Here is a 22,467-nt window from a genome sequence, read left to right on the forward strand (position 1 = left end):
TTCCAGCGCTCCCACATCAGAGCCTTCTGGCTATCAGAGTAGTAAATCCTGGGTCTTTGTTTCATCTGCAACACTCCTTCTGCTCATGCAGAATTTAAGGCGTTGCATCGACCGGTTGAATCCAAGAGCGCATTCACGATGCTTGTTCCACTGGGCTATAGTCCGTATCAAATGAAACGTCAAAGAACGTGAACTCGGCGTTGATCAAATTTCGCCAGGCCAGGATAGGCGACAGGTTTTAAAGGGACGGACATGACTTTGATTTCTAGTGCTATTGGCTGCGAACCTCGGCGCAATGCGGCTTGCCACTTGACGGGGCATCGACACCAGTGGGTTGAATTCGGGTGTATCCCGTCGGATACCCTTGGATGCCAGAATGTCCGACGATCTACATCACGTTATGTTTCATAGTCGGCGCCACGCCAGCCCATAGCGCAACAATCCAAAGAGGGAGCGAAAAATAGAGACCGCAGTAACCGTCGCACTGATAGCTCTCGCCGGAGCTATCTTTGTCCCCCTCGCGGCTCACAGGCTCTCGTTGTGGCGGGAGGCTCACGCTCGGCGCGTTGCTGCCTGCAATGCTTTCCGGTCTTCCGTCCTTAAAGCACTTCTCGGAATCTATCCTCCCACTGAGCATTGGAAGGAAGACATTTCCGTTTCCCTGCTCGCCACTCTCCCGGTAATTAAATCCGCCTGCGCCGAGTTTCAGCCCTACGTTGGCCGCTTCCGCCGAAAAGCATTCTCCCGCGCCTATGCAACCTACGAAGAGCATTGCCGCCAAGACAAGCCGTTCACCTTTCTGCTGGCGCATGCGCTGGACCCAACGACATTCCCTGACAATCCGCAAACAATCTTTTGTCGTCATGTTGAGTTGCTTTTGTCATTTTCCAATGAAACATAACCCTGCGGTCCACCGGACGCTGCGCGATAAAGCCGCGCAGCGCCGGTGACCTCCACGTTATGCGTCACAAACCCGAGAGATTGCTCCATGTCTAAGAACATCCTGACGATCGGTTTTGAATTGGCCTCTGATGGTGCTCATTATGAAGCGTTCCGTTCGAAGGTCTCTTTACTGGATTGGGATATCGTACTGTTCAGGCCATTGATCTCGGAGTTTTTCAACTTTCGCGACACCTACCAAGGCAAGCCCAGCCTTGACGACACATCGTCCTTCCAACTAAAGGAGTGCTGTGAGCATTGGCGCCGCGAGATCAAGCAGGCCGTCGAAGCTGGCAAGACAGTACTTGCTTTCCTCGCGCCTGTCCAAGATGTATATATCGACACAGGTGAGCGTAAATATTCGGGTACCGGGCGGAATCAGAAGACCACACGCATCGTAACCCAGTACACCAATTACGCCGCCATACCGGTCAACCTTAAGCCGGTCAATGCGACCGGGAGCGTCATGAAATTGGCCCCATTCGGCGCAGAAATACTCGCTCCCTACTGGGCGGAGTTCGGCCCGATCTCCGAATACAAAGTGCTACTTTCCGAGGAGACGACGGGCGTATGTCTGACAACCAAGACTGGTGACAAACCCGTCGGTGCAATCGCAAGGAGCAAGAGTTCGGCAGGGACGCTGGTTCTGCTTCCGGACATTGATTTCTACCCTGACGCGTTTCTAAAACAAGAAGCCAAGAAGCAAGTCTGGACCGCCAAAGCGCAACAGTTTGCAGCGCGATTTCTTGGCGCGGCGGTGGCGCTAGACAAAGCGCTGCACAGTTCTGCCAAGGTCACACCTGAACCCGAATGGGCAACGAGCACTTCATACGCGCTCGCACAGGAACGAACGTTGCGCTCCGAGTTGCTAGACGCGGAACGCCGCGTCGAAGAAGCTCAGCGTGTAAAGGAGGACCTGCAAGAGCGGCTAAATGGTGCTGGTCGAACGAGAGCGCTGCTCTACGAAAAGGGCAAACCGCTTGAGTGCGCCATCATCGACGCGCTTCGCACACTTGGATTCACTGCCGCTCCGTATAAGGAAGCAGACTCAGAGTTCGACGTTGTATTCGACTGCACCGAAGGTCGCCTTCTTGGCGAAGCTGAAGGTAAGGACACAAAGGCAGTGAATGTCGACAAGCTGCGACAACTCGCGATGAACATTCATGAAGACCTGCAGCGTGAGGAAGTGTCAGCGCCAGCCAAGGGCGTACTTTTCGGTAATGGCTATCGTTTAGCTCCGCCAGACGAGCGAGAGTTGCAGTTCACTGAGAAGTGCATCGCTGCTGCACGGTCGTCGTCAACGGCACTTCTCGCTACCTCCAATCTATTCGTCGCAGTTCAGTATCTTTCGGAGCAGCCCGACGACGACTACGCTAAACGTTGTCGCGAAGTTATCCTATCCGGCGTGGGTCCAGTGACGCTCCCAGGGCCTCCATCCGCCGCGCCGGTTCCCGTGTCGGACGCCACAGAATGACTCAACCCATCATTCCACCGGACCTGCTCAAAAAGCCGCGCAGGTGACCTCAACTCCACGTCAGTAGTCGGCAAAGCCAAAAGACAGCCAAGGTCTGAACCGGTCCGCCACTGCATCCAAACCAAATAAAGAGAGGTTGATGAGATGCGCGGGCACAGCCATCATCAGCCTGGGAGGCCAACCACTCACACCTCCAACCACTCCCTGCGGATCGCGCTGGCCTGGCGCAGATCTTCCGGCGTGCCTTCAAACACCACGCTACCATGGCCCATCACGTAGCAGCGGTCGGACACGTCCAGGGCAATCGTCAGCTTTTGCTCGATCAGCAGCACCGCGATACCGCGCGCCTTGAGTTGCCTGAGGAATTGCCCCACGCCTTCGACCAGCCTGGGCGCCAAGCCTTCGGTGGGCTCGTCGATGATGATCAGGTCGGGGTCGCCCATCAGCGTGCGGCACAGGGTCAGCATTTGCTGCTCGCCGCCTGACAGCACGCCGGCCTCGGTGTGCTGGCGCGCTTGTAATTGCGGGAACAAACGGTACATGTCCTCCATGGTCCAGCGGCCCGCTTGGCGGCTGTGTTTTTGACCCAGCCACAGGTTTTGCGCCACTGTCAGCGAGGGGAAAATGTCCCGGCTCTCGGGCACGTAGCCCAGCCCGGACTGGGCGATCTCAAAAGTCTTTTTGCCCAGCATCTGCCGCCCCTGCCAAAGCACCGAGCCCTGTGCCTCGACCAGTCCCATGATGGCTTTGGCCGTGGTGGAGCGCCCCGAGCCGTTGCGCCCCAACAGCGCCACAATTTCGCCCGCACTCACCTGCATCGAGACGCCATGCAGTACATGGCTCTTGCCGTACCAGGCATGTAATTGCTCGATTTTCAGCATGGCGACTGCCCCGCTTGCGCCACCAGCGCGCCCAAATACGCCTCTTGCACCCGCGCGTCGGCGCGCACCGCGTCGGGTGTGTCGAATGCGAGCAACTCGCCATACACCAGCACGGCAATCTTGTCGGCCAGGTCAAACACCACACCCATGTCGTGTTCCACCATCAACAGCGTTTTGCCCTCGGTGGCTTGCCTGATCAGGTGAATGAAGCGGCTGGTCTCAGACTGGCTCATGCCGGCCGTCGGTTCGTCGAGCAGGATCACGCTGGCGCCGCCGGCAATGGTGATGCCCACTTCCAGCGCGCGCTGCTCGGCGTAGCTCAGGTGCATGGCCAGGGTGTGGCGCTGCTTGTCCAGATGCAGCATCTCCATCAGGGTTACAACCCGTTCATTGGCATCGTCCAGACCCGCCAGAAATTTCAAAAACGTGTATTTGTAACCCAGGCTCCAGAGCACGCCGCAGCGCAGGTTCTCGAACACGCTGAGCTTGGGGAAAATGTTGCTCACCTGGAAACTGCGCGCCAGGCCCAGGCGGTTGATCTCGAATGGCTTTTTGCCGTCAATGCGGTCACCGTTTAGCCATATCTGCCCGCCATCAGGCTCAAGCCGCCCGCTGATCAGGTTGAACAGGGTCGATTTGCCTGCGCCGTTGGGGCCGATGATGCCGATGCGCTCGCCGGGTTTGACGGCCAGGTCGATGCCGCAAATGATGTCGGTCTTGCCAAAGCGCTTGCTCAAGCCTTTCAACTCCAGGGCAGAGGGAGGCTGGGTTGGGTTCAAAGCACCTCCCGGCGTTTGATGTCCTGCGCGATGGCTTGCTGGATCTCGTCCCAGTCGCGCACAAACGGGCGACGTCTGGACTCGAACAGCGCAAGGCCGAGCAACATGACCATGGCGGCCCCCAGCCAGCTGCCGGGCGCTTGGGTATTCAGGGTGGTGCCCATGAAGCGCAATTCAGGCCCCAACGTTGCCCCCAATTGCAAGTGGTAAAGCATTTCCAGCAGGGCCGAAGCACCAAGCAAGGCCAGCAAGGCGGTGGCCAGCAGCGCCAGATAAGCCGGCCACAGTCGCCGCAAATAGCCAGCCTTTGCCAGGCGCAGGTTGGCCATGACGAGCGCGGCCACCCCGCCCGGAGCGACTATCACCATCACGATGAAGACCAGCCCAAGATACAGCAGCCAGGCCTGGGTGAACTCGGACAGCAGCACCAGGGCCAGCACCATCAAAATGGCGCCGATGATGGGGCCGAAAAAGAAGGTGGTGCCACCCAGAAACGTGAACAGCAGGTAGAGGCCCGAGCGGTAAGCACTGACCACTTCGGAGGTCACAATCTCAAAATTCAACGCCGCCAGGCCGCCCGAAATGCCGGCAAAAAAGGCGGCAATGACAAACGCCAGGTAACGCACCATCTGCGGGTTGTAGCCGACAAAGGCGACCCGTTCGGAGTTGTCGCGCACTGCGTTCAACATGCGCCCCAAGGGCGTGCGGGTAAAGGCGTACATCAGCGCGGTGCAGACAAAGGTGTAAAGCGCAATCAGGTAATACAGCTCGATCTGCGGGCCAAAAGTGATGCCTAGCACCGGGCTGCCCGCCACCCGGTTGCCGGATACCCCGGCTTCGCCGCCAAAAAATCCCGGGAACATCAACGCCATGGCCCACACCAGTTCACCCAGGCCCAGGGTGATCATGGCAAACGGTGTGGCGGATTTTTTGGTGGTGACCCAGCCCAGCAGCAGGGCCAGCAACAGGCCGGCAAAACCGCCCACCAGAGGGATCAAGCTCACCGGCAACGCCAACCCACTGCTCACAAAGTTGAGCGTGTGAATCGCCAAAAACGCGCCCATGCCCGAATACACCGCGTGGCCAAAACTGAGCATGCCGCCCTGCCCCAGCAGCATGTTGTAGCTCAGACAGACGATGATGGCGATGCCCATCTGGCTCAGCAGGGTCTGGCTCAGGCTGCTGCTGAACACCAGCGGCGCCAGCGCAAGCGCCAGCGCGTACAAACCCCACACCAGCATGCGGTGCATCAATCGCCCCGCGTGCCGGCCAGGCCCCGGGGCCGGAAGATCAGCACCAGCACCATCAGCAGATACGGCAGGATCGGCGCCACCGACACGTTCAGGCCCACGGCAAAGGTTTGCAGCAAACCAATCAGGATGGAGGCCAGAAATGCCCCGGCCAGCGAGCCGATGCCGCCTACCACCACCACCACAAAAACAATGCCGCCCACCGCCATGGCCATGCCCGGCTCGGTGACAAAGGCGTTGCCACCCATCACGCCCGCCAGGCCGGCCAGCGCGCAGCCGCCGCCAAACACCCACATGAACACGCGCGGCACGTTGTGGCCCAGCGCCTCGGCCATATCGGGGTGCGTCAAAGCGGCCTGGATCACCAGCCCGATGCGGCTGCGCGTGAGCAGCAGCCACAGGGCTGCCAGCGTCAGCAAGGCCATGCCCATCATGAAGGCGCGGTAGAGCGGAAACTGGGTGCCAAAGAGCGTGAGCAGCGGGCCGTCCAGCGCCAGTGGAACGCGGTAATCGACAGAACTGCGGCCCCACACCAGTTGCACCAGCTCCAGGATGATGTAGCTCATGCCGAAGGTGATCAGCAGTTCGGCCACATGGCCGAACCGGTGCACGCGGCGCAGCACAAAACGCTCGAACAGGGCGCCCAAGCCGCCGACGATCAAGGGTGCCAGCACCAGGGCCGGCCAGAAGCCCAGCCATTCGGTCACGCTGTAGCCAAAGTAGGCGCCCAGCATGTAGAACGAGGCATGGGCAAAGTTGAGCACCCCCATCATGCTGAAAATCAGCGTGAGCCCGGCGCTGAGCATGAACAGCAGCAGCCCGTAGCTGAGGCCGTTGAGCAGCGAGAGGGTGACAAATGCCATGCAGAACTTAAGGGACCGTCATCGCAGATCAGGCAGCTGGTAGTCTTTCAGCACTTCGCGCAGCTTGCTCTTTTGCATCTTGCCGGTGGCCCCCAGCGGAATGTTGTCCAGAAACACCACGTCGTCGGGAATCTGCCACTTGGCGGCCTTGCCCTCGTAGAACTTGAGCAGTTCCTCGCGCGACACCTCGGCGCCCGGTTTTTTCACCACCGCCACAATCGGCCGCTCGTCCCACTTGGGGTGCGCCATGCCAATGCAGGCCGCCATGGCCACCGCCGGGTGCGCCACCGCGATGTTCTCGATGTCGATCGAGCTGATCCACTCGCCGCCCGACTTGATCACGTCCTTGCTGCGGTCGGTGATCTGCATGTAGCCGTCGGCATCGATGGTGGCCACGTCGCCGGTGGGAAACCAGCCGTCGATGAGCGGCATGACCGCGTGCGTGTCGCCCACACCCTGGAAGTATTCGCGCAGCACCCACGGGCCTTTCACCAGCAGGTCGCCATAGGTTTTGCCGTCCCAGGGCAGTTCCTTGCCTTCTGCGTTGACGATCTTCATATCGACACCAAAAATGGCCCGCCCCTGTTTCAGGCGCACCTTCATCTTGTCCTCTGACGACATCGCGAGGTGCTTGTTTTTGAGCGTGCAGACCGTGCCCAGCGGGCTCATTTCGGTCATGCCCCAGGCATGCAGCACTTCCACGCCGTATTTGTCGTTGAAGGCGGTGATCATGGCGGGCGGGCAGGCCGAGCCGCCGATCACCGTGCGTTTCAGGCTGGAAAAGCGCAGGCCGTTGGGCTCCATGTGGCTCAGCAGCATTTGCCAGATGGTGGGCACGCCGGCCGCGTAGGTCACCTGCTCCAGTTCGATCAGGTCATAGATCGACTTGCCGTCCATGCCGGGGCCGGGAAACACCAGCTTGGCTCCAGTCAGGGCGGCGGAATACGGAATGCCCCAGGCGTTGACGTGAAACATCGGCACCACCGGCAGAATTGAATCGCGCGCCGACATGCCCATCACATCGGGCAGCGCCGCGGCATAGGCGTGCAGCACGGTGGAGCGGTGGCTGTAGAGCGCGGCCTTGGGGTTGCCCGTGGTGCCGCTGGTGTAGCACATGCTCGAAGCAGTGTTTTCATCGAACTCGGGCCAGCGGTAGTTGCCTGTCTGCGCCGCCAGCAAGGCCTCATAACTCAGCAAATTGGGAATGCCGGAATCGGCGGGCAGCTTGTCGGCATCGCACAGCGCGACCCAGTTTTTGACGCTGGGGCATTTGCCGTGAATGGCTTTCACGATCGGCAAAAACGTCATGTCGAAACACACCATCTGATCCTGCGCGTGGCTCATCACCCAGGCAATCTGCTCGGGGTGCATGCGCGGGTTGATGGTGTGCAGCACGCGCCCCGAGCCGCTCACACCGAAATACATTTCCATGTGCCGGTAGCCGTTCCAGGCAATCGATGCCACGCGCTCGCCCTGCTGCACACCAAACGCGTCGAGCACGCCCGCCAACTGGCGCGAGCGCTGCGCCGCCTCCTTGTAGGTGTAGCGGTGAATGTCGCCCTCCACCCGGCGCGACACGATCTGCCCCTCGCTGTGGTGGCGCTCGGCAAATTCGATCAGCGACGAAATGGACAGTTGTTGGTTCTGCATCAGTCCTAGCATGGGGGCTCCTCTTTGGGTGTTTTGAACGACTTATGGTACTGCCAAAAGCACCCGGGATGCCCCTGCAAACCCAGGGTTTGAACGCCAGACGACACAATTCGCCCATGAATGCCGTCAGCGAAGCTTTTCAAATCCATCACACGGGCCTGGCCTGGAACAACCAGTTTCAGCAGCTGGGGCCGGACTTTTACACGCCACTCGCGCCGCAGGCGCTGCCGGAGCCCTATTGGGTGGGCCGCTCCATTGCGGTGGCTGATTTGCTGGGCTTGCCACCCGAGCAACTAGCGTCCGATGCGCTGCTGCAAGCGCTGGCGGGCAACCGCCCGATCAGCGGCACGCAACCGCTGGCCAGCGTTTACAGCGGGCACCAGTTCGGCCAATGGGCCGGGCAACTCGGCGACGGCCGGGCCTGTTTGCTGGGCGAGGCCAACGGGCTCGAAGTGCAGCTCAAGGGCTCGGGCCTGACGCCCTATTCGCGCATGGGCGACGGCCGCGCCGTGTTGCGCAGCAGCATTCGCGAATTTTTGTGTTCCGAGGCCATGCACGCTCTGGGCATTGCAACCACACGGGCGCTGTGCGTGGTGGGCTCGGACGAAGAGGTGGCGCGCGAGAGCCTGGAAACCGCTGCAGTGGTGACGCGCGTGGCGCCCAGTTTCATCCGCTTCGGGCATTTTGAGCACTTTGCCGCGCGCAACCAGTTGCCGCAACTCAAAACGCTGGCCGACTATGTCATCAGCCGGTATTACCCAGACTGCAACAGCGCCAGCACCTTGGGTGCCAACCCCTATGCCAATTTGCTGATGCAGGTGACCGAGCGCACCGCCGTGATGCTGGCGCACTGGCAGGCGGTCGGCTTTTGCCACGGTGTCATGAATACCGACAACATGAGCATTCTGGGCCTGACCATCGACTACGGCCCGTTTCAGTTTCTCGACGCTTTTGATCCCGGCCACATCTGCAACCACACCGACCGCGGCGGCCGCTACGCTTTTGCGCGCCAGCCCGACATTGCCCACTGGAACCTTTACGCGCTGGCGCAGGCACTGATGCCGTTGATAGAAGACCAGGCCCTGGCCCTACAGGCTTTGGACACCTTCAAGCCCGTATTCGAGCGCACCTGGCAACAACTGATGCGCGCCAAACTGGGTTTGCTGGATGCGGCGCGTGAAGAAGATCAAACGCTGATAGCCGACCTGTTCACGCTGCTGGCGCAAGACCGGGTGGACTACCCCATCTTTTGGCGGCGCCTGAGCCATGCCGTTGGTGGTCAGCACTTTGCACCGGTGCGCGACCTGTTTCTCGACCGGGCCGCTTTTGATGGCTGGCAAATGCGTTACGCAGAGCGCCTCTCCACAGGGGCACCGGATCAGGCCGCCGCCTTGATGCTCAAGACCAACCCCAAATATGTGCTGCGCAACTATCTGGGCGAGCTCGCCATCGAAGCCGCGAAGGCCAGGGACTTCTCGGGCGTTGCCAACCTGGCTGTGCTGCTGGAGCGGCCTTTTGACGAGCACCCAGAATTCGAATCCTTTGCCGACTTTCCACCCGACTGGGCCAGCCGGATCGAGATCAGTTGCAGCTCGTAACCAGCCTGAAAGGCGCACAAGCATGACCTATCCAATCCAGAAAACCGATGCCGAGTGGCTCGCCCTGTTGCAAGCCAAGGGCGCCGAGCCGGTGGCCTTCCAGGTCACGCGCCATGCCGCCACCGAGCGCCCTTTCAGCGGCAAGTACGAAGCCCTCCAGGCCGACGGCAGCTACCACTGCATCTGCTGCGATGCCAAGCTGTTTGATGCCAGCACCAAATTCAACGCGCACTGCGGCTGGCCGAGTTTTTCGCAGGCTGTTCCGGGCGCCATTTCTGAGATCACCGACCGCAGTCTGGGCATGACCCGGGTCGAAACCGTCTGCGCACAGTGCGGCGCGCACCTCGGTCATGTGTTTGACGACGGACCCGCGCCCACCGGACTGCGCTACTGCATGAACTCGGCTTCGTTAAACTTCACCCCTACATGAAAATACTGATCGACTTTTTTCCCATCCTGCTGTTCTTCGGCGCCTACAAGGTTTACGACATCTACATCGGCACCGGCGTGCTGATGGCCGCCACCGTGCTGCAAATGGCGCTGATTTACGGCATTGACCGCAGACTGCAAATGATGCACAAGATCACGCTGGTCTTGATTCTGGCATTTGGCACGCTCACGCTGGTGTTGCATGACGACCGCTTCATCAAATGGAAACCCACCGTGCTCTATGCCGCGATGGCGATTGCGCTGGCCATTGCGGTCTGGATCTACAAGAAGAATTTTTTGAAAATGCTGCTGGGCAGCCAACTCACCCTGCCCGAGCCGGTGTGGATGCGGCTGAACATCCTGTGGATCGGCTACAGCGCCTTTATGGCACTCCTCAACGCCTACGTGGCGGCCTACTACAGCACCGAGGCCTGGGTCAACTTCAAGCTCTGGGGCTACGCCTTCCCGCTGGTCTTCATTGTCGGCCAGGGGTTTTACATTTCACGCTACCTGGCGGTTGACGACACCCCTAAATCTGCCCCATGAGCCTTTCCCCCACAGCACAACAGTTGCAGGCACGCCTGCAGGAAAAACTACAACCCCAGGCGCTGGAGGTGCTCGACGAAAGCCACCAGCACCATGGCCATGCGGGCGCCAACGGCACCGGCTTTGGCAGCCACTTCAGGGTGCGCATCACGGCGCAGGCCTTTGCCGGCAAGTCCGCCGTGGCACGGCACCGACTTGTGTATGATGCGCTCCAAGATTTCATGGACCAAGGCTTGCACGCGCTCGCCATTGAAGCCAAAACACCCCAAGCCTGACGGCTTTAGGCAGAAACCTCGCACTTTCTATTTATTTATTCTCAGGAAATTTGCATGAAGCACAAACTGTTATCCAGTCTCGCCTTTGCTGCCCTTTTGGGCAGCCTGTCCGCCGCAGCAGTGGCGCAAAATGTGGCCATTGTCAATGGCAAATCCGTTCCCCTGACGCGTGTCGAGGCCTTGAGCCAGCAGGTGGCGCGCTCCGGCCGTCCGGTGACACCAGAGATCCAGCAGCAGATCAAGGACGAAGTGATCGCCCGCGAAATCTTCATGCAGGAAGCCCAAAAACAGGGCCTTGACACCACGGCAGACTTCAAAAACCAGATGGAACTGGCACGCCAGACCCTTCTGATCCGCGAACTGTTCGCCAACTACCAGAAAACAAACCCGGTGACGGATGCTGAAATCCAGGCCGAATACGACAAGTTTGCCGCTGCCAATGCAGGCAAGGAGTACCGCGCCAGCCACATCCTGGTTGAAAAGGAAGCGGAGGCCAAGGCCATCATCGCCCAGCTCAAAAAGGGCGGCAAGTTTGAAGAGATCGCCAAAAAATCAAGCAAGGACCCAGGCTCCGGCGCCAAGGGCGGCGACCTGGACTGGGCACCCGCAGGCAATTACGTGGCCGAATTTTCCACTGCCATGACGGCCTTGAGCAAAGGCCAGTTGACCGACACCCCGGTCAAATCCCAATTCGGTTATCACATCATCCGCCTGGATGACGTGCGCGACGCCCAACTGCCCAAGCTTGAAGAGGTCAAGCCACAAGTGGCGCAACAACTGCAACAGAAAAAACTGGCCAAGTACCAGGAAGAGTTGCGCAAAAAAGCCAAGATTGAATAAACCGGTCGCTTGAGCACCCATAAAGCCGGACTTGCTCCGGCTTTTTTTATTTCAGTAGCAGGCTCAGACCGCCCACCAGCGCAATCAGCACAGGTTGGTGCAGCAGGTAGTAGCTCAGGCTCCAGCGGCCCAGCCAAGCCAGGGTCTGCGCTGGCGCAGGCAAGGTCTGCACCAGCCACTGCGGCCGCTGTTGCAATATCCAGGCGCCTGCTGCCGCGCCCCACCACATCACACCCAGCCAAGGGAACAGCGGCACATAGTCTTCGGTGACCGGTTTTTGGCTGATCCAGCCCAGCCAGTTCCAGCGCATGCTGTTCAACGTTTCGGCAAACTGCCCCATCGCACCGGTCTGCAGCGCACTCTCGGCGATGAATCTGGAGGCAATCGCCAACGCGCCCAAAAGCCACAGCCAGCGCCCCCAGTGCGCGGTGAGGCGCACCACGATCAGCATCAGCGCCAGGCCGTGCAGCACACCAAAGTAAATGAAACTGTTGGGAAACACCAGCCAGGAACCCGCCGAGACCAGCAGCGCAGCACCCGCCACCTGAGCCCAGCGCCGCCAGAAACGGCGCCAGCTTTGACCCTGCGCCGTGGCAATGGCCTGGCCCATGCCGGCGCACAGCAAAAACAGGCTGACGATCAGGGTGCGCTGCCAGGTCCAGAACGGGTCGCGGTAGAAGTCCTGCGTGACCAGCTTGAAGTGGTTCAGGTCGAAGACAAAATGAAACAGCGTCATCCAGACCATCGCCAGCCCGCGCAGCGCATCCAGGGAGTCAAAACGTTGGCTTGTCATGGGCAAAGTGTAAATTGACCCGCTGCCCGATAATCACGCCCCATGTCACTGCTCCCCCACCAACTCGAACTGTTAGCCCCGGCACGCGACGCTGCCATTGGCATGGAAGCCGTCAACCACGGGGCCGACGCCGTCTATATCGGCGGGCCGTCGTTTGGCGCGCGCTCCAGCGCGGATAACTCGGTGGCCGACATTGCCCGACTGGTGCAACACGCGCACCGCTTCAACAGCCGCATTTTTGTCACGATGAACACCATCCTGCGCGACGACGAGTTGGAGGGCGCGCGAGCCCTCGCCTGGCAGCTGTATGAGGCCGGTGTCGATGCGCTAATCGTGCAGGACATGGGCCTGTTGGCCATCGACATGCCGCCGCTGCAGTTGCATGCCAGCACCCAGTGCGACATCCGCACCCCTGAGAAAGCGCGCTTTTTGCAGGACGCGGGTCTGACCCAACTGGTGCTGGCACGCGAACTCACCTTGCCGCAAATTGCTGCCATCCGCGCCACCACCGACCCCTGCCGCAGCACGCTCGAATTTTTTGTCCATGGCGCGCTGTGCGTGGCCTACAGCGGCCAGTGTTACATCAGTGCGGCGCACACCGGGCGCAGCGCCAACCGCGGCGAATGCAGCCAGGCCTGCCGCCTGCCCTACCAGGTGGTCGATGACAGGGGCCGTTTTGTGGCGCACGACAAACATGTGCTGAGCATGAAAGACAACAACCAGAGCGCCAACATCGCCGCGCTGGTCGATGCCGGGGTGCGCAGCTTCAAAATCGAGGGCCGTTACAAGGACATGGCCTATGTGAAAAACATCACGGCGCATTACCGCAAACTGCTCGATGAGGTCATTGAGGCCCGCCAGCACTCGGGCGACCCGCTGGCGCGCGCCAGCACCGGGCACACCACGTTCAGTTTCACGCCCGACCCCAATCAAAACTTCAACCGCGAATTCACCGACTATTTTGTCAACGGCCGCCAGGACAGCATCGGTGCCTTCGACACCCCCAAAAATCCGGGCCAGCCCATCGGTTTTGTCACCCAGGTCGGCCCCAACTGGGTCGATCTGGAACTCAACGACCACGAGGCCGTGCTGCACAACGGCGACGGCCTGTGTTACTACGACCTGCAAAAGGAGCTGGTCGGCCTGGCCATCAACCGCGCCGAACTCGTGAGCGCCAAAAAAGGCAGCTGGCGTGTGTTCCCCAAGGACGAGCTGGCGGGATTAAAAGACCTGCGCAAAGGCGTCGAGGTCAACCGCAACCGCGATGTCGACTGGCTGCATGCGCTCGACAAAAAGTCCAGCGAGCGCCGCATCCAGCTCTGGGCGCATCTGGCAGACAGCGCCAACGGCATCACGCTCACCCTGACCGACGAGGACGGTTTTAGCGCCAGCGCGCACGCCACGCTGGCGCTCACGCCCGCCAAGGACAAGGCCGGTGCGCTGGAGGGCATGGTGGACAACGTCTCCAGACTGGGCAACACGATTTTTGCCGCCAGTGACGTGCAAGTGGCTTTTGCCCAGCCCTGGTTTGTGCCGGCCTCGGTGCTCAACCCGCTGCGCCGCGAAGCTGTGCAAAAGCTGGAGGCGGCCCGCGCCACCGGTTTTGTTCGCTGGTCGCCAGGCCAGGCCGTCGAGCCGCCGGTGGCCTACCCGGAAGACAGCCTTACCTACCTGGCCAACGTCTTGAACGACAAGGCCCGTGCTTTCTACGCCAAACATGGCGTCAAGGTGATCGCCGCCGCCTACGAGAACCACGAGGAACCAGGCGACGTCAGCCTGATGATCACAAAACACTGCGTCCGTTTCTCCTTGAGCCTGTGCCCCAAGCAGGCCAAGGGCGTGACCGGCGTGCAAGGCACCATCCGCGCCGAACCGTTGACGCTCATCAACGGCAAGGAAAAACTCACCCTGCGCTTTGACTGCAAGCCCTGCGAAATGCACGTCGTGGGCAAAATCAAAACCTCCGTCCTAAAGCAAACCGCCAAGGACATGGCAACCTCTGCGAAGGGCGTACCGATCAGGTATTACCCCACGCGGCCGATCACGGCTTGAACTGATTCAAATCGGCGGGTATGCTGCTCAGTCGGATGCGGTCTGCCCTGAAATGGCGCTGGAGAATCGATCTCGCATCCTCTCCCGCAACCATCCCGCGCGAACAAAATTCTTTGACCAATAGCGACGGCCATCAGGGAAAATACGATTTCGGCCCGCATCCGCCCGGGTGGACGGCTGCGTACAGCTTCTGATAGAGAAAGAGCTCAAAAATGGAAAACGAGCAGGCCAGCAGGGTCGCCAAATTGTGGCTGGGAGACGATGGCATCGTCCGTATCATCCACGTTCACGGGGCGCAAGTGACGCTTGAGGATGCCAAGGAGACCATGGCCGCCTACCTGAAGTTGTACAAAGGCAAGAGACGGCCACTTTTCATCGATACAAAAACGATGAAGTCCATGTCCAGGGAAACCCGCCAATACTATGCGGGAGAAGAGGCCGCGAAGGTCGCCAGCGTGGCCGCCATCATCGTCGGCACGCCCGTCAGCCGGGTATTGGGGAACTTCTATATCGGCATCAGCAATCCACACCTGCCGAGCCGGCTTTTTACTTCGGAAGACGACGCTCTGGAGTGGCTGAAGGGGTATCTCGATTGAACACGACGCCCAAGAACAACGAAGACCCGAGACTTGCGGGGATACTCGATGTCATCTTCAAGTTCGCCGCAGGCGACCTGACGGCCAGAGGCACCCTTCTTGATGATGAAAGCGCCCTGGACGGCGTCATGGCCGGCATCAATATTCTTGGGGAAGAACTGGAGGCCAATGTTGCCGAGAGCAGGCGGGCGCTGCAGGCATTGTCAGAATCAGAAGATCGGCTCAGGGCCATCTTCGACACCGTTCAGGAGGGGATCGTCCTGGCGGACGCCCAAACCCGGCGGTTCAAAATGGTCAATAACTCGATCTGCCGCATGCTCGGATATAGCCGCGATGAATTGCTCGAACTGGGGGTGGAAGACATTCATCCCGAGGAAGATGTTGCCAACGTCGTCCGCCAGTTCGAGCGACAAATCAAGCGTGAAATCAGTCTTGCACCCGGCCTGCCGGTGAAAAGAAAGGATGGCACCGTCTTCTACGCGGACATCAATGCCACGCCAATGCAAGCGAAAGGGGGAACCTTTCTTGTCGCGGTGATCAGGGACATCACCGAGCGCAAGCGTGCGGAACAAGCGGAAGAACTGGCGAGCCACGACGGCCTCACCAATCTGTATAACCACCGCACGTTCTATTCGCTGCTGCAAGACGAAATTATTCGTACACAGCGTTTCAAGCGTCCGGTGTCCTTGCTGATGCTTGACATTGACCACTTCAAAGACGTCAACGATACCTACGGGCACCAGGCCGGCGACGCCATCCTCAAAGACCTGAGCGTCTTGCTGGAGACACAGGCGCGCGCCGTCGACCGCGTGTGCCGCTATGGTGGCGAGGAATTCATGGTGATTTTGCCGGAGACGGAGGCGACCGTGGCCATGCAGATAGCCGAGCGACTGCGCGCGCCAGTGGAGCGCCAGCCCTTTAACATCGGTGGCGGAAAGACGGTTCGCATCACCGTAAGCATTGGCGTGGCCACGTATCCGCAGCAGGCCAACGCGCTGGAGGGACTCATCAAGGCCGCAGACGTTGCACTCTACGCTGCCAAGGAGGGCGGGCGCAACCGGGTCACCCGTTACGAGGCGGCAATGGCGGAAAAGGGTTGAAAACTCACGCTGCGTTTTGACGGCAAGCCGCGCAAGGCGTTCCAATCGCCTTTTTCCAGCAACGACCCTCACAGCCTGAGGGCACGCACCCGGCTTGAAACCGCCATCTTGCCGCTGGCAAACTGGGCGCGATAGGTATCCAGACGTTTCAGGTCATACTGGTAATTGACCATCATGCCGTAGGACTGTTTGAGCCCTTTGGCTGAAAAATCGGCGCCCCAGTTGATCTGCTCGACACGCGCCCCGTTGCCCAGGTGAAAGCGCGTCACGGGGTCCACCGGTTTGCCGTCCTGCAGGGCGTCTGCCAGATAAAACGCGGCACAACGCATCAACCATTGACGCAACGGCGATTTGTCATCGAGCGACTGCGCAGCATCGGCCGCAGCCAGCATTTTTTTTGCATCAAGCGCTGGACCACCCAGGACGAGCTCCAGCGCTGCCCGCGCCTTGTCGTCAAGCTTGGCCACTGTCTCGTCGAGATGACGTGTCAACCATGTGCGGAAACCCGGGATCGGTGACAGTGTGGCAAATACCTTGAGTTGTGAAAATTCCTGTTTGAGCGTTTCCACCACCTGTTTGATGAGCGAATCGCCAAAGCTCACGCCATGCAAGCCGCGTTGGGTATTGCTGATGGAATAGAAGATGGCGTGCGATGCCTTTTTGATATTGACCGCCGCGGCTGATTCATCGAGCAACGGCGCGATCTTGTCGGGCAGCGCATCCAACAACGCAACTTCAACAAAAATCAGTGGTTCATTGGGCAACCGGGGGTGGAAAAAACCGTAACAACGCCGGTCGGAGTCAAGCCGGTTTTTCAGATCACCCCAACCGCGGATGTCATGCACCGCCTCATACTGGATCAGCTTCTCAAGCATCGACGCCGGTGAATGCCAGCTGATTGAGCGCAGCTCCAGAAAAGCGACATCAAACCAGGTTGAAAACAGGCCTTCGAGTTCACCATCCAGCGCCAGCAGACGCTTGTCTGATTTGGCCTGCGCCAACAGCTGCGCACGCATGTCGACCAAAAAACGCACCCCATTTTCGAAGGCAGCAAAGCGCTGCAGCAAGCGCGCGCGCGGCGACACCAGCGCCAGCCGCAGGGCCATCTCGGCCCGCCCCTCGTCGGCCGTATTGAGCGCCAACTCATACTGCTGGCGAGCCTGCAAAACCAGCTGCGGGTCGGGCGCGAACTGCTCACTCATCAAAAACCAGCAATCACGTCGCTGCTCTGGTTTGGCCTGGCAATACCAGTCTGCAAACTGGCTGGCACGACGACCACCTTCGACCTCGCTGACCTGGCTGTCGACGATCGAGCGCAGTTGTTCCAGAATGCCGCGCAACTGGCGTGGCGACATCATTTCGTCACCGCGACGCAAGCTGCCCTTGAGCCGCTCACGGGTCGAGCGCACACGCGCCGGCACCGGTTCATCTGGCACCTTGGCGGCTTCAGACACTCTGGCCAAGGGCGCCCGCCCGGCAGTTGCCAGCGCGAACTTTTTCAGGGAATCCGCTGACGGTAACCAGTGGGATACGTTGCGACTGATCCATTCAGCGGAATTCATGACCATCTCCAGATTGGGTTACGACCGATTGCGAAAGTTTTTAACCCAGGCGCCGCTGCTTGTCCAGCGTTCCCGCATCAATTGTGTTTTTCACCACGGTGGCAACGCCGCCTGAATGTTTTGACCGATTCGTTTGCCCATGCTGACCCGCGGCTCGATCACAAAACCCAGCGACTCGTAAAACGCTGCCACGCGCTCGTTGCCACCCCGGATCTGGAGATTGATCTTCAAACAGCCCCGTCGGATCAACGCGTTTTCCGCATGACGCACCAGCGCGCCACCCAGACCCTGTTTACGCTGCGCCGGATGCACCGCGACCGAATAGAGCCAGCCACGGTGTCCGTCATAACCCGCCATGATCGTCCCGGCAACCGCCCCCTCGGCCATAGCGACAAAAAACAAGCCGTCATCCATTGCCAGTTTTTTGTCAATGACCAAGTCTGGTGCGTTGTGGGCATCTTCATAGCCGAACGCCACTTGCCACAAGGCCATCACCTGGGCCCGGTGAATGGCATCAGAGTACTCGATGATGGGACACATAGGCCTGCTATCACCCCACCCACTTGCGCGCATTGCGCCACAGCTGCATCCACGGGCTGAAGTCGTCTGGATCGAGAGAAGTCCAGCTCATCTGGATGTTGCGGAACACGCGCTCGGGGTGCGGCATCATGGCGGTAAAGCGGCCGTCCGCCGTGGTCACGGCCGTCAGGCCGCCCGGACTGCCGTTCGGGTTGAACGGGTAGGCCTCTGTGGCCACGCCATGGTTGTCGGTGAAGCGCATGGCCGCTATTGTTTTTGCGGCGTTGCCGCGGTGCCTGAAGTTGGCATAACCCTCACCGTGCGCAACCGCAATCGGCAGATGGCTGCCGGCCATTCCCTTGAAGAATAACGACGGCGAATCCAGCACTTCGACCATGCTCAGGCGCGCCTCAAAACGCTCACTCTGGTTGGTGGTGAAACGCGGCCAGTCCTGCGCGCCGGGAATGATGTCGGCCAGCTCGGCAAACATCTGACAGCCGTTGCACACGCCCAGGCCGAAGGTGTCCAGGCGCGCAAAAAAGGCCTTGAACTGGTCGGCCAGAACCGGGTTGAAGGTGATCGAGCGCGCCCAGCCGATGCCGGCACCGAGCGTGTCGCCGTAACTGAAACCACCGCAAGCCACCACACCCTTGAAGTCGGCCAGATTGGCGCGGCCACTCTGCAGGTCGGTCATGTGCACATCAAAAGCTTCAAAACCCGCTTCGGTAAAGGCGTAGGCCATTTCCACATGCGAGTTGACACCCTGCTCGCGCAGCACCGCCACCTTGGGGCGCGACAGCATGAGGGTCGGACCGTCATTGCGAGGCGCGTCAGCGCCGTGGCAATCCATGGCTTCAGGGGCCATGGATGGCCGCGCTTCGCTCGCAATGACGAGCTTGACATGCAGCCCCGGGTCGGACGGCTCACCCGCCGCGGCGTGCTCGGCATCAGCGCAGGCCGGGTTGTCGCGTTGCCGGCAAATCTTCCAGCTGGTGGCATCCCAGACCTGGTGCAGGTCAGCCAGTTTGGCGCTGAAAATGGACTTGGCATCGCGCCACACCTGCACCTCGCCAATGCCCATCGTAATGGTCGAACCGGCCGGGCGGGTCTTGCCCACCACATGGCTGTGCTGGCTCAGTTGGTGATCGCGCAGCACCTGCATGACCGCGTTCCTGTCGGCCGTGTGCACCTGCAGCAGCACGCCCAGCTCTTCGCTGAACAGCGCCTTGAGCGTGAGTTCATCGCGGCGGCCGCTGACCTGGCTGGCCCAGTTTTTGGCGTCGCCCCAGTCCATGCGGCTGTCGGAAATGCCGTCGCCCTCGGTCACCAGCATATCAACATTGAGCGCCACCCCCACATGGCCAGCAAAAGCCATCTCGCAGGCGGCGGCGAACAGGCCGCCGTCGCTGCGGTCGTGGTAGGCCAGAATCTGGCCCTGCGCGCGCAGGGCGTTGACCGCCTTGACCAGGTTCACCAGATCCTGCGGGTCGTCCAGGTCGGGCACTTCGTCGCCCATCTGGCCCAGGGTTTGCGCCAGGATGCTGCCGCCCATGCGGTTCTTGCCGTGTCCCAAATCAACCAGGATCAGCGTGCTGTCTTCAGTGGCGTCGAGTTGCGGTGTCAGGGTGCCGCGCACATCGGCCAGCGTGGCAAAAGCGGACACGATCAGCGACACCGGCGAGGTCACTTTTTTGGCGTTACCGGCTTCGTCTTTCCACTGCGTGCGCATGGAGAGCGAATCCTTGCCCACCGGGATCGAAATGCCCAGCGCCGGGCACAGTTCCAGGCCTACCGCCTTGACCGTCTCGTACAAAGCAGCATCCTCGCCGGGTTCGCCGCAAGCCGCCATCCAGTTGGCGGAGAGCTTGACGCGGTCCAGTGCCATGGGCGCGGCCAGCAGGTTGGTGATGGCCTCGGCCACCGCCATGCGGCCGCTGGCGGGCGCATTCACCGTGGCCAGCGGCGTGCGCTCGCCGATAGCCATGGCCTCACCCGCAAAACCCTTGAAGTCGGCCAGGGTGACGGCGCAGTCTGCCACCGGCACCTGCCAGGGACCCACCATCTGGTCACGGTGTGTGAGGCCACCCACGGTACGGTCGCCAATGGTGACCAGAAAGCGCTTGGACGACACCGTGGGGTGCGCCAGCACGTCGATGGCGACCTGTTGCAGCGCGACATCGGTCAGGTTGACGGGGGCAAACTTGCGCAGCACCGTCTTGACATCGCGCTGCATTTTTGGCGGCTTGCCGAGCAACACGTTCATCGGCATATTGACAGGCAGGTCTGACTCGGCCTGGACCGTTTTGGCTGTGTCCAGATCGACATCGCCCACCACCAATTGGCGCGCCTCGGTAGCCACGCCGACCACGGCAAACGGGCAGCGCTCGCGCTCGCACAGGGCTTTGAACAGTTCGAGTGACTCGGGCGCGATGGCCAGCACGTAGCGCTCCTGGCTTTCGTTGGACCAGATTTCCTTGGGCGCCAGGCCCGATTCTTCGAGCGGCACCGCGCGCAAGTCGAACAAGGCGCCGCGCCCGGCATCGTTGGTCAGTTCGGGGAAGGCGTTGGAGAGGCCGCCGGCGCCGACGTCGTGGATCGCCAGGATCGGGTTGACCTCGGTCATCAGCCAGCACTGGTTAATCACTTCCTGAGCGCGCCGCTCGATCTCCGGGTTGCCGCGTTGCACCGAGTCGAAGTCAAGGTGCGCGGCGTTGTCGCCGGTGGTCATGGAGCTGGCCGCGCCGCCGCCCATGCCGATGCGCATGCCCGGGCCGCCCAGTTGGATCAGCAGCGTGCCCGCCGGAAACTGAATTTTGTGCGTTTGCGTGGCATCGATCACGCCCAAACCGCCGGCCAGCATGATCGGCTTGTGGTAGCCGCGCTGCTCGGTGTGCGCCTGTGCCTTTCCAGCCGCATCTTTGACCGTGTAATTCAGGCTTTGCTCGTATTCGCGAAAGTAGCCGAGCAGATTGGGTCGGCCAAATTCGTTGTTGAACGCCGCACCACCCAGCGGCCCCTCGATCATGATCTGCAGCGGGCTGGCAATGTGCGCTGGCTTGCCGTAATTGCCGCCGTTAGCCGTCATCGCGAGCGCAGCGTGGCGATCCATGCCCTCTTCTTGCGTGGATTGCCGCGTCGCGTCGCTCCTCGCAATGACGGGTCTGGAATTAATTGGAATCTGACCCCAATTAATTTTGGACACAGTGAAGCCGGTCAGGCCGGCTTTGGGCTTGGAGCCGCGGCCGGTGGCGCCTTCATCGCGAATCTCGCCGCCGGCACCGGTGGCGGCGCCGGGGAAAGGAGATATGGCGGTGGGGTGGTTGTGGGTTTCCACCTTCATCAGAATGTGCTGGGTGGCGCTTTGTTTGCCATAGCTCACCAGACCGGCCACGGCGGCGGACGGCGCGCTGAAGCGCTCCACCACGCTGCCCGCCATCACCGAGGCGTTGTCGGAGTAGGCCACCAGCATGTGCTGCGGGTTGGTCTGATGGGTGTGGCGAATCATGCCGAACAGGCTGTGCGGCTGGGCCACGCCGTCGATGGTGAACTCGGCGTTAAAAATCTTGTGGCGGCAATGCTCGCTGTTGGCCTGGGCGAACATCATCAGTTCCACATCAGTGGGGTTGCGCTGCAGTTGGGTAAAGGCCTGCACCAGGTAATCCATCTCGTCGTCGGCCAGCGCGAGGCCGAACTCGGTGTTGGCGGCCAGCAGCGCGGGTTTGCCACCGGCCAGCACATCGACATGGGCCATCGGTGCGGCGGGCAGGCTGGCAAACAGGTTGAAGGCGGTCGTGCGGTCGAACATGACGCTTTCGGTCATGCGGTCGTGCAGCAAACCGGCCACCTGGGCCAGTTGCGCCTGGGTCAGAGCAGGCTTGCCCAACAGGCCGTTTTTGAGGCTGAGGCGGTATTCCACGATGCGCTCGACCCGGTGCACCGCCAGGCCGCAGTTGTGCGCAATGTCGGTGGCCTTGGAGGCCCAGGGCGACACCGTGCCAAAGCGCGGCGTGACCACGATCAGCGCGCCATCGAGCGACCCGGCGTAGGGCTCGCCGTAGTTCAGCAGCGCGGCCAACTGGTCCTTGAGCGACGCCGACGGGGCTTCGCTCGATGCCACCAGATGCACGTAGCGCGCGGCGATGCCATTGATCTTGTCGTGCCCGGCTTGCAGGCCCGGCAGAAGTTGTTGAACACGGAAATCGCCAAGGGCGCTACCGCCCTCGATGGAAGTGATGTGCAGAGTCAATTGGAGGGCCCCAAAGCGAGAGACTAACGGGAAAAATGCGTGAAAACCGGCAGCTGCCACGCAAAAAGTAGCTGG

Annotated in this window: 19 protein-coding genes; 9 read left to right on the top strand and 10 right to left on the bottom strand. The window is 60.7% G+C overall.

The genetic code is table 11. From position 1 onward, the window contains the following. Nucleotides 1–388: 388 nt before the first annotated feature. Nucleotides 389–865 carry a hypothetical protein gene (locus tag PHF15_RS14175; protein WP_300122020.1) on the bottom strand — a complete coding sequence of 159 codons (477 nt, stop codon included), beginning with the start codon at nt 863–865 and terminating at the stop codon, nt 389–391. Between the two features lie 123 nt (nt 866–988). Here PHF15_RS14175 and PHF15_RS14180 point away from each other — a divergent pair, with 123 nt between their 5' ends. Next, entirely contained in the window at nt 989–2,413 is a 1,425-nt protein-coding gene (locus PHF15_RS14180; RefSeq protein WP_300122022.1) for a hypothetical protein, read from the top strand. A gap of 185 nt (nt 2,414–2,598) precedes the next feature. Here the strand turns inward: PHF15_RS14180 and PHF15_RS14185 are convergent, their stop codons facing one another. From PHF15_RS14185 to PHF15_RS14205, 5 genes are read right to left on the bottom strand one after another with little or no spacing between them, the layout of a single operon-like run. Next, a complete protein-coding gene (locus PHF15_RS14185) occupies nt 2,599–3,294 on the bottom strand; it encodes an ABC transporter ATP-binding protein (RefSeq protein WP_300122023.1) in 696 nt (231 codons plus the stop codon). Further along, nucleotides 3,288–4,073, bottom strand: a complete 786-nt coding sequence (locus PHF15_RS14190) for an ABC transporter ATP-binding protein (RefSeq protein WP_300122024.1) — start codon at nt 4,071–4,073, stop codon at nt 3,288–3,290. Before PHF15_RS14190 ends, PHF15_RS14185 begins: the two co-directional genes overlap by 7 nt. After that, complete coding sequence (locus PHF15_RS14195; protein ID WP_300122025.1) at nt 4,070–5,323, bottom strand: branched-chain amino acid ABC transporter permease; 1,254 nt, start codon at nt 5,321–5,323, stop codon at nt 4,070–4,072. The genes PHF15_RS14190 and PHF15_RS14195 overlap by 4 nt, the downstream gene beginning before the upstream one ends. Beyond that, on the bottom strand, nt 5,323–6,186 hold the full coding sequence (locus tag PHF15_RS14200; RefSeq protein WP_300122026.1) for a branched-chain amino acid ABC transporter permease: 864 nt from the start codon (nt 6,184–6,186) through the stop codon (nt 5,323–5,325). The genes PHF15_RS14195 and PHF15_RS14200 overlap by 1 nt, the downstream gene beginning before the upstream one ends. 18 nt (nt 6,187–6,204) lie before the next feature. Beyond that, complete coding sequence (locus tag PHF15_RS14205) at nt 6,205–7,848, bottom strand: 3-(methylthio)propionyl-CoA ligase (RefSeq protein ID WP_300122027.1); 1,644 nt, start codon at nt 7,846–7,848, stop codon at nt 6,205–6,207. Between the two features lie 104 nt (nt 7,849–7,952). Here PHF15_RS14205 and PHF15_RS14210 point away from each other — a divergent pair, with 104 nt between their 5' ends. From PHF15_RS14210 to PHF15_RS14230, 5 genes are read left to right on the top strand one after another with little or no spacing between them, the layout of a single operon-like run. Further along, nucleotides 7,953–9,434 (top strand): protein adenylyltransferase SelO, encoded by a 1,482-nt coding sequence (locus tag PHF15_RS14210; RefSeq protein WP_300122028.1) that lies wholly within the window; start codon nt 7,953–7,955, stop codon nt 9,432–9,434. 22 nt (nt 9,435–9,456) lie between these two features. Continuing rightward, on the top strand, nt 9,457–9,864 hold the full coding sequence (msrB, locus tag PHF15_RS14215) for a peptide-methionine (R)-S-oxide reductase MsrB (protein ID WP_300122029.1): 408 nt from the start codon (nt 9,457–9,459) through the stop codon (nt 9,862–9,864). Next, nucleotides 9,861–10,409: a septation protein A gene (locus tag PHF15_RS14220; protein ID WP_300122030.1), complete on the top strand. Its 549-nt coding sequence runs from the start codon at nt 9,861–9,863 to the stop codon at nt 10,407–10,409. Before msrB ends, PHF15_RS14220 begins: the two co-directional genes overlap by 4 nt. Further along, nucleotides 10,406–10,684, top strand: coding sequence for a BolA family protein (locus PHF15_RS14225; RefSeq protein WP_300122033.1), 279 nt, complete (start codon nt 10,406–10,408; stop codon nt 10,682–10,684). The genes PHF15_RS14220 and PHF15_RS14225 overlap by 4 nt, the downstream gene beginning before the upstream one ends. A gap of 54 nt (nt 10,685–10,738) precedes the next feature. After that, a complete protein-coding gene (locus tag PHF15_RS14230; RefSeq protein ID WP_300122035.1) occupies nt 10,739–11,524 on the top strand; it encodes a peptidylprolyl isomerase in 786 nt (261 codons plus the stop codon). Nucleotides 11,525–11,570: 46 nt separating this feature from the next. Here the strand turns inward: PHF15_RS14230 and PHF15_RS14235 are convergent, their stop codons facing one another. Further along, the gene (locus PHF15_RS14235) at nt 11,571–12,317 is read right to left on the bottom strand and encodes a heparan-alpha-glucosaminide N-acetyltransferase (RefSeq protein ID WP_300122037.1); all 747 of its coding nucleotides are present in this window, start codon (nt 12,315–12,317) and stop codon (nt 11,571–11,573) included. A 42-nt stretch (nt 12,318–12,359) separates the two neighbouring features. Here PHF15_RS14235 and PHF15_RS14240 point away from each other — a divergent pair, with 42 nt between their 5' ends. From PHF15_RS14240 to PHF15_RS14250, 3 genes are all read left to right on the top strand, one after another. Next, nucleotides 12,360–14,369, top strand: a complete 2,010-nt coding sequence (locus PHF15_RS14240) for a U32 family peptidase (protein ID WP_300122039.1) — start codon at nt 12,360–12,362, stop codon at nt 14,367–14,369. A 212-nt stretch (nt 14,370–14,581) separates the two neighbouring features. Next, complete coding sequence (locus PHF15_RS14245; protein WP_300122041.1) at nt 14,582–14,965, top strand: hypothetical protein; 384 nt, start codon at nt 14,582–14,584, stop codon at nt 14,963–14,965. Continuing rightward, a complete protein-coding gene (locus tag PHF15_RS14250; protein WP_300122043.1) occupies nt 14,962–16,065 on the top strand; it encodes a diguanylate cyclase in 1,104 nt (367 codons plus the stop codon). Before PHF15_RS14245 ends, PHF15_RS14250 begins: the two co-directional genes overlap by 4 nt. A gap of 68 nt (nt 16,066–16,133) precedes the next feature. On the opposite strand, the gene PHF15_RS14255 is transcribed toward PHF15_RS14250, so the two are convergent. From PHF15_RS14255 to purL, 3 genes are all read right to left on the bottom strand, one after another. After that, nucleotides 16,134–17,627, bottom strand: coding sequence for a malonyl-CoA decarboxylase (locus PHF15_RS14255; RefSeq protein ID WP_300122045.1), 1,494 nt, complete (start codon nt 17,625–17,627; stop codon nt 16,134–16,136). A 90-nt stretch (nt 17,628–17,717) separates the two neighbouring features. Continuing rightward, nucleotides 17,718–18,167: a GNAT family acetyltransferase gene (locus tag PHF15_RS14260; RefSeq protein WP_300122047.1), complete on the bottom strand. Its 450-nt coding sequence runs from the start codon at nt 18,165–18,167 to the stop codon at nt 17,718–17,720. A gap of 10 nt (nt 18,168–18,177) precedes the next feature. Further along, nucleotides 18,178–22,392 (bottom strand): phosphoribosylformylglycinamidine synthase, encoded by a 4,215-nt coding sequence (gene purL, locus PHF15_RS14265; RefSeq protein WP_300122049.1) that lies wholly within the window; start codon nt 22,390–22,392, stop codon nt 18,178–18,180. Nucleotides 22,393–22,467: the final 75 nt, after the last annotated feature.

Source organism: Rhodoferax sp., assembly GCF_028689295.1.
Lineage (GTDB): Bacteria > Pseudomonadota > Gammaproteobacteria > Burkholderiales > Burkholderiaceae_C > Rhodoferax.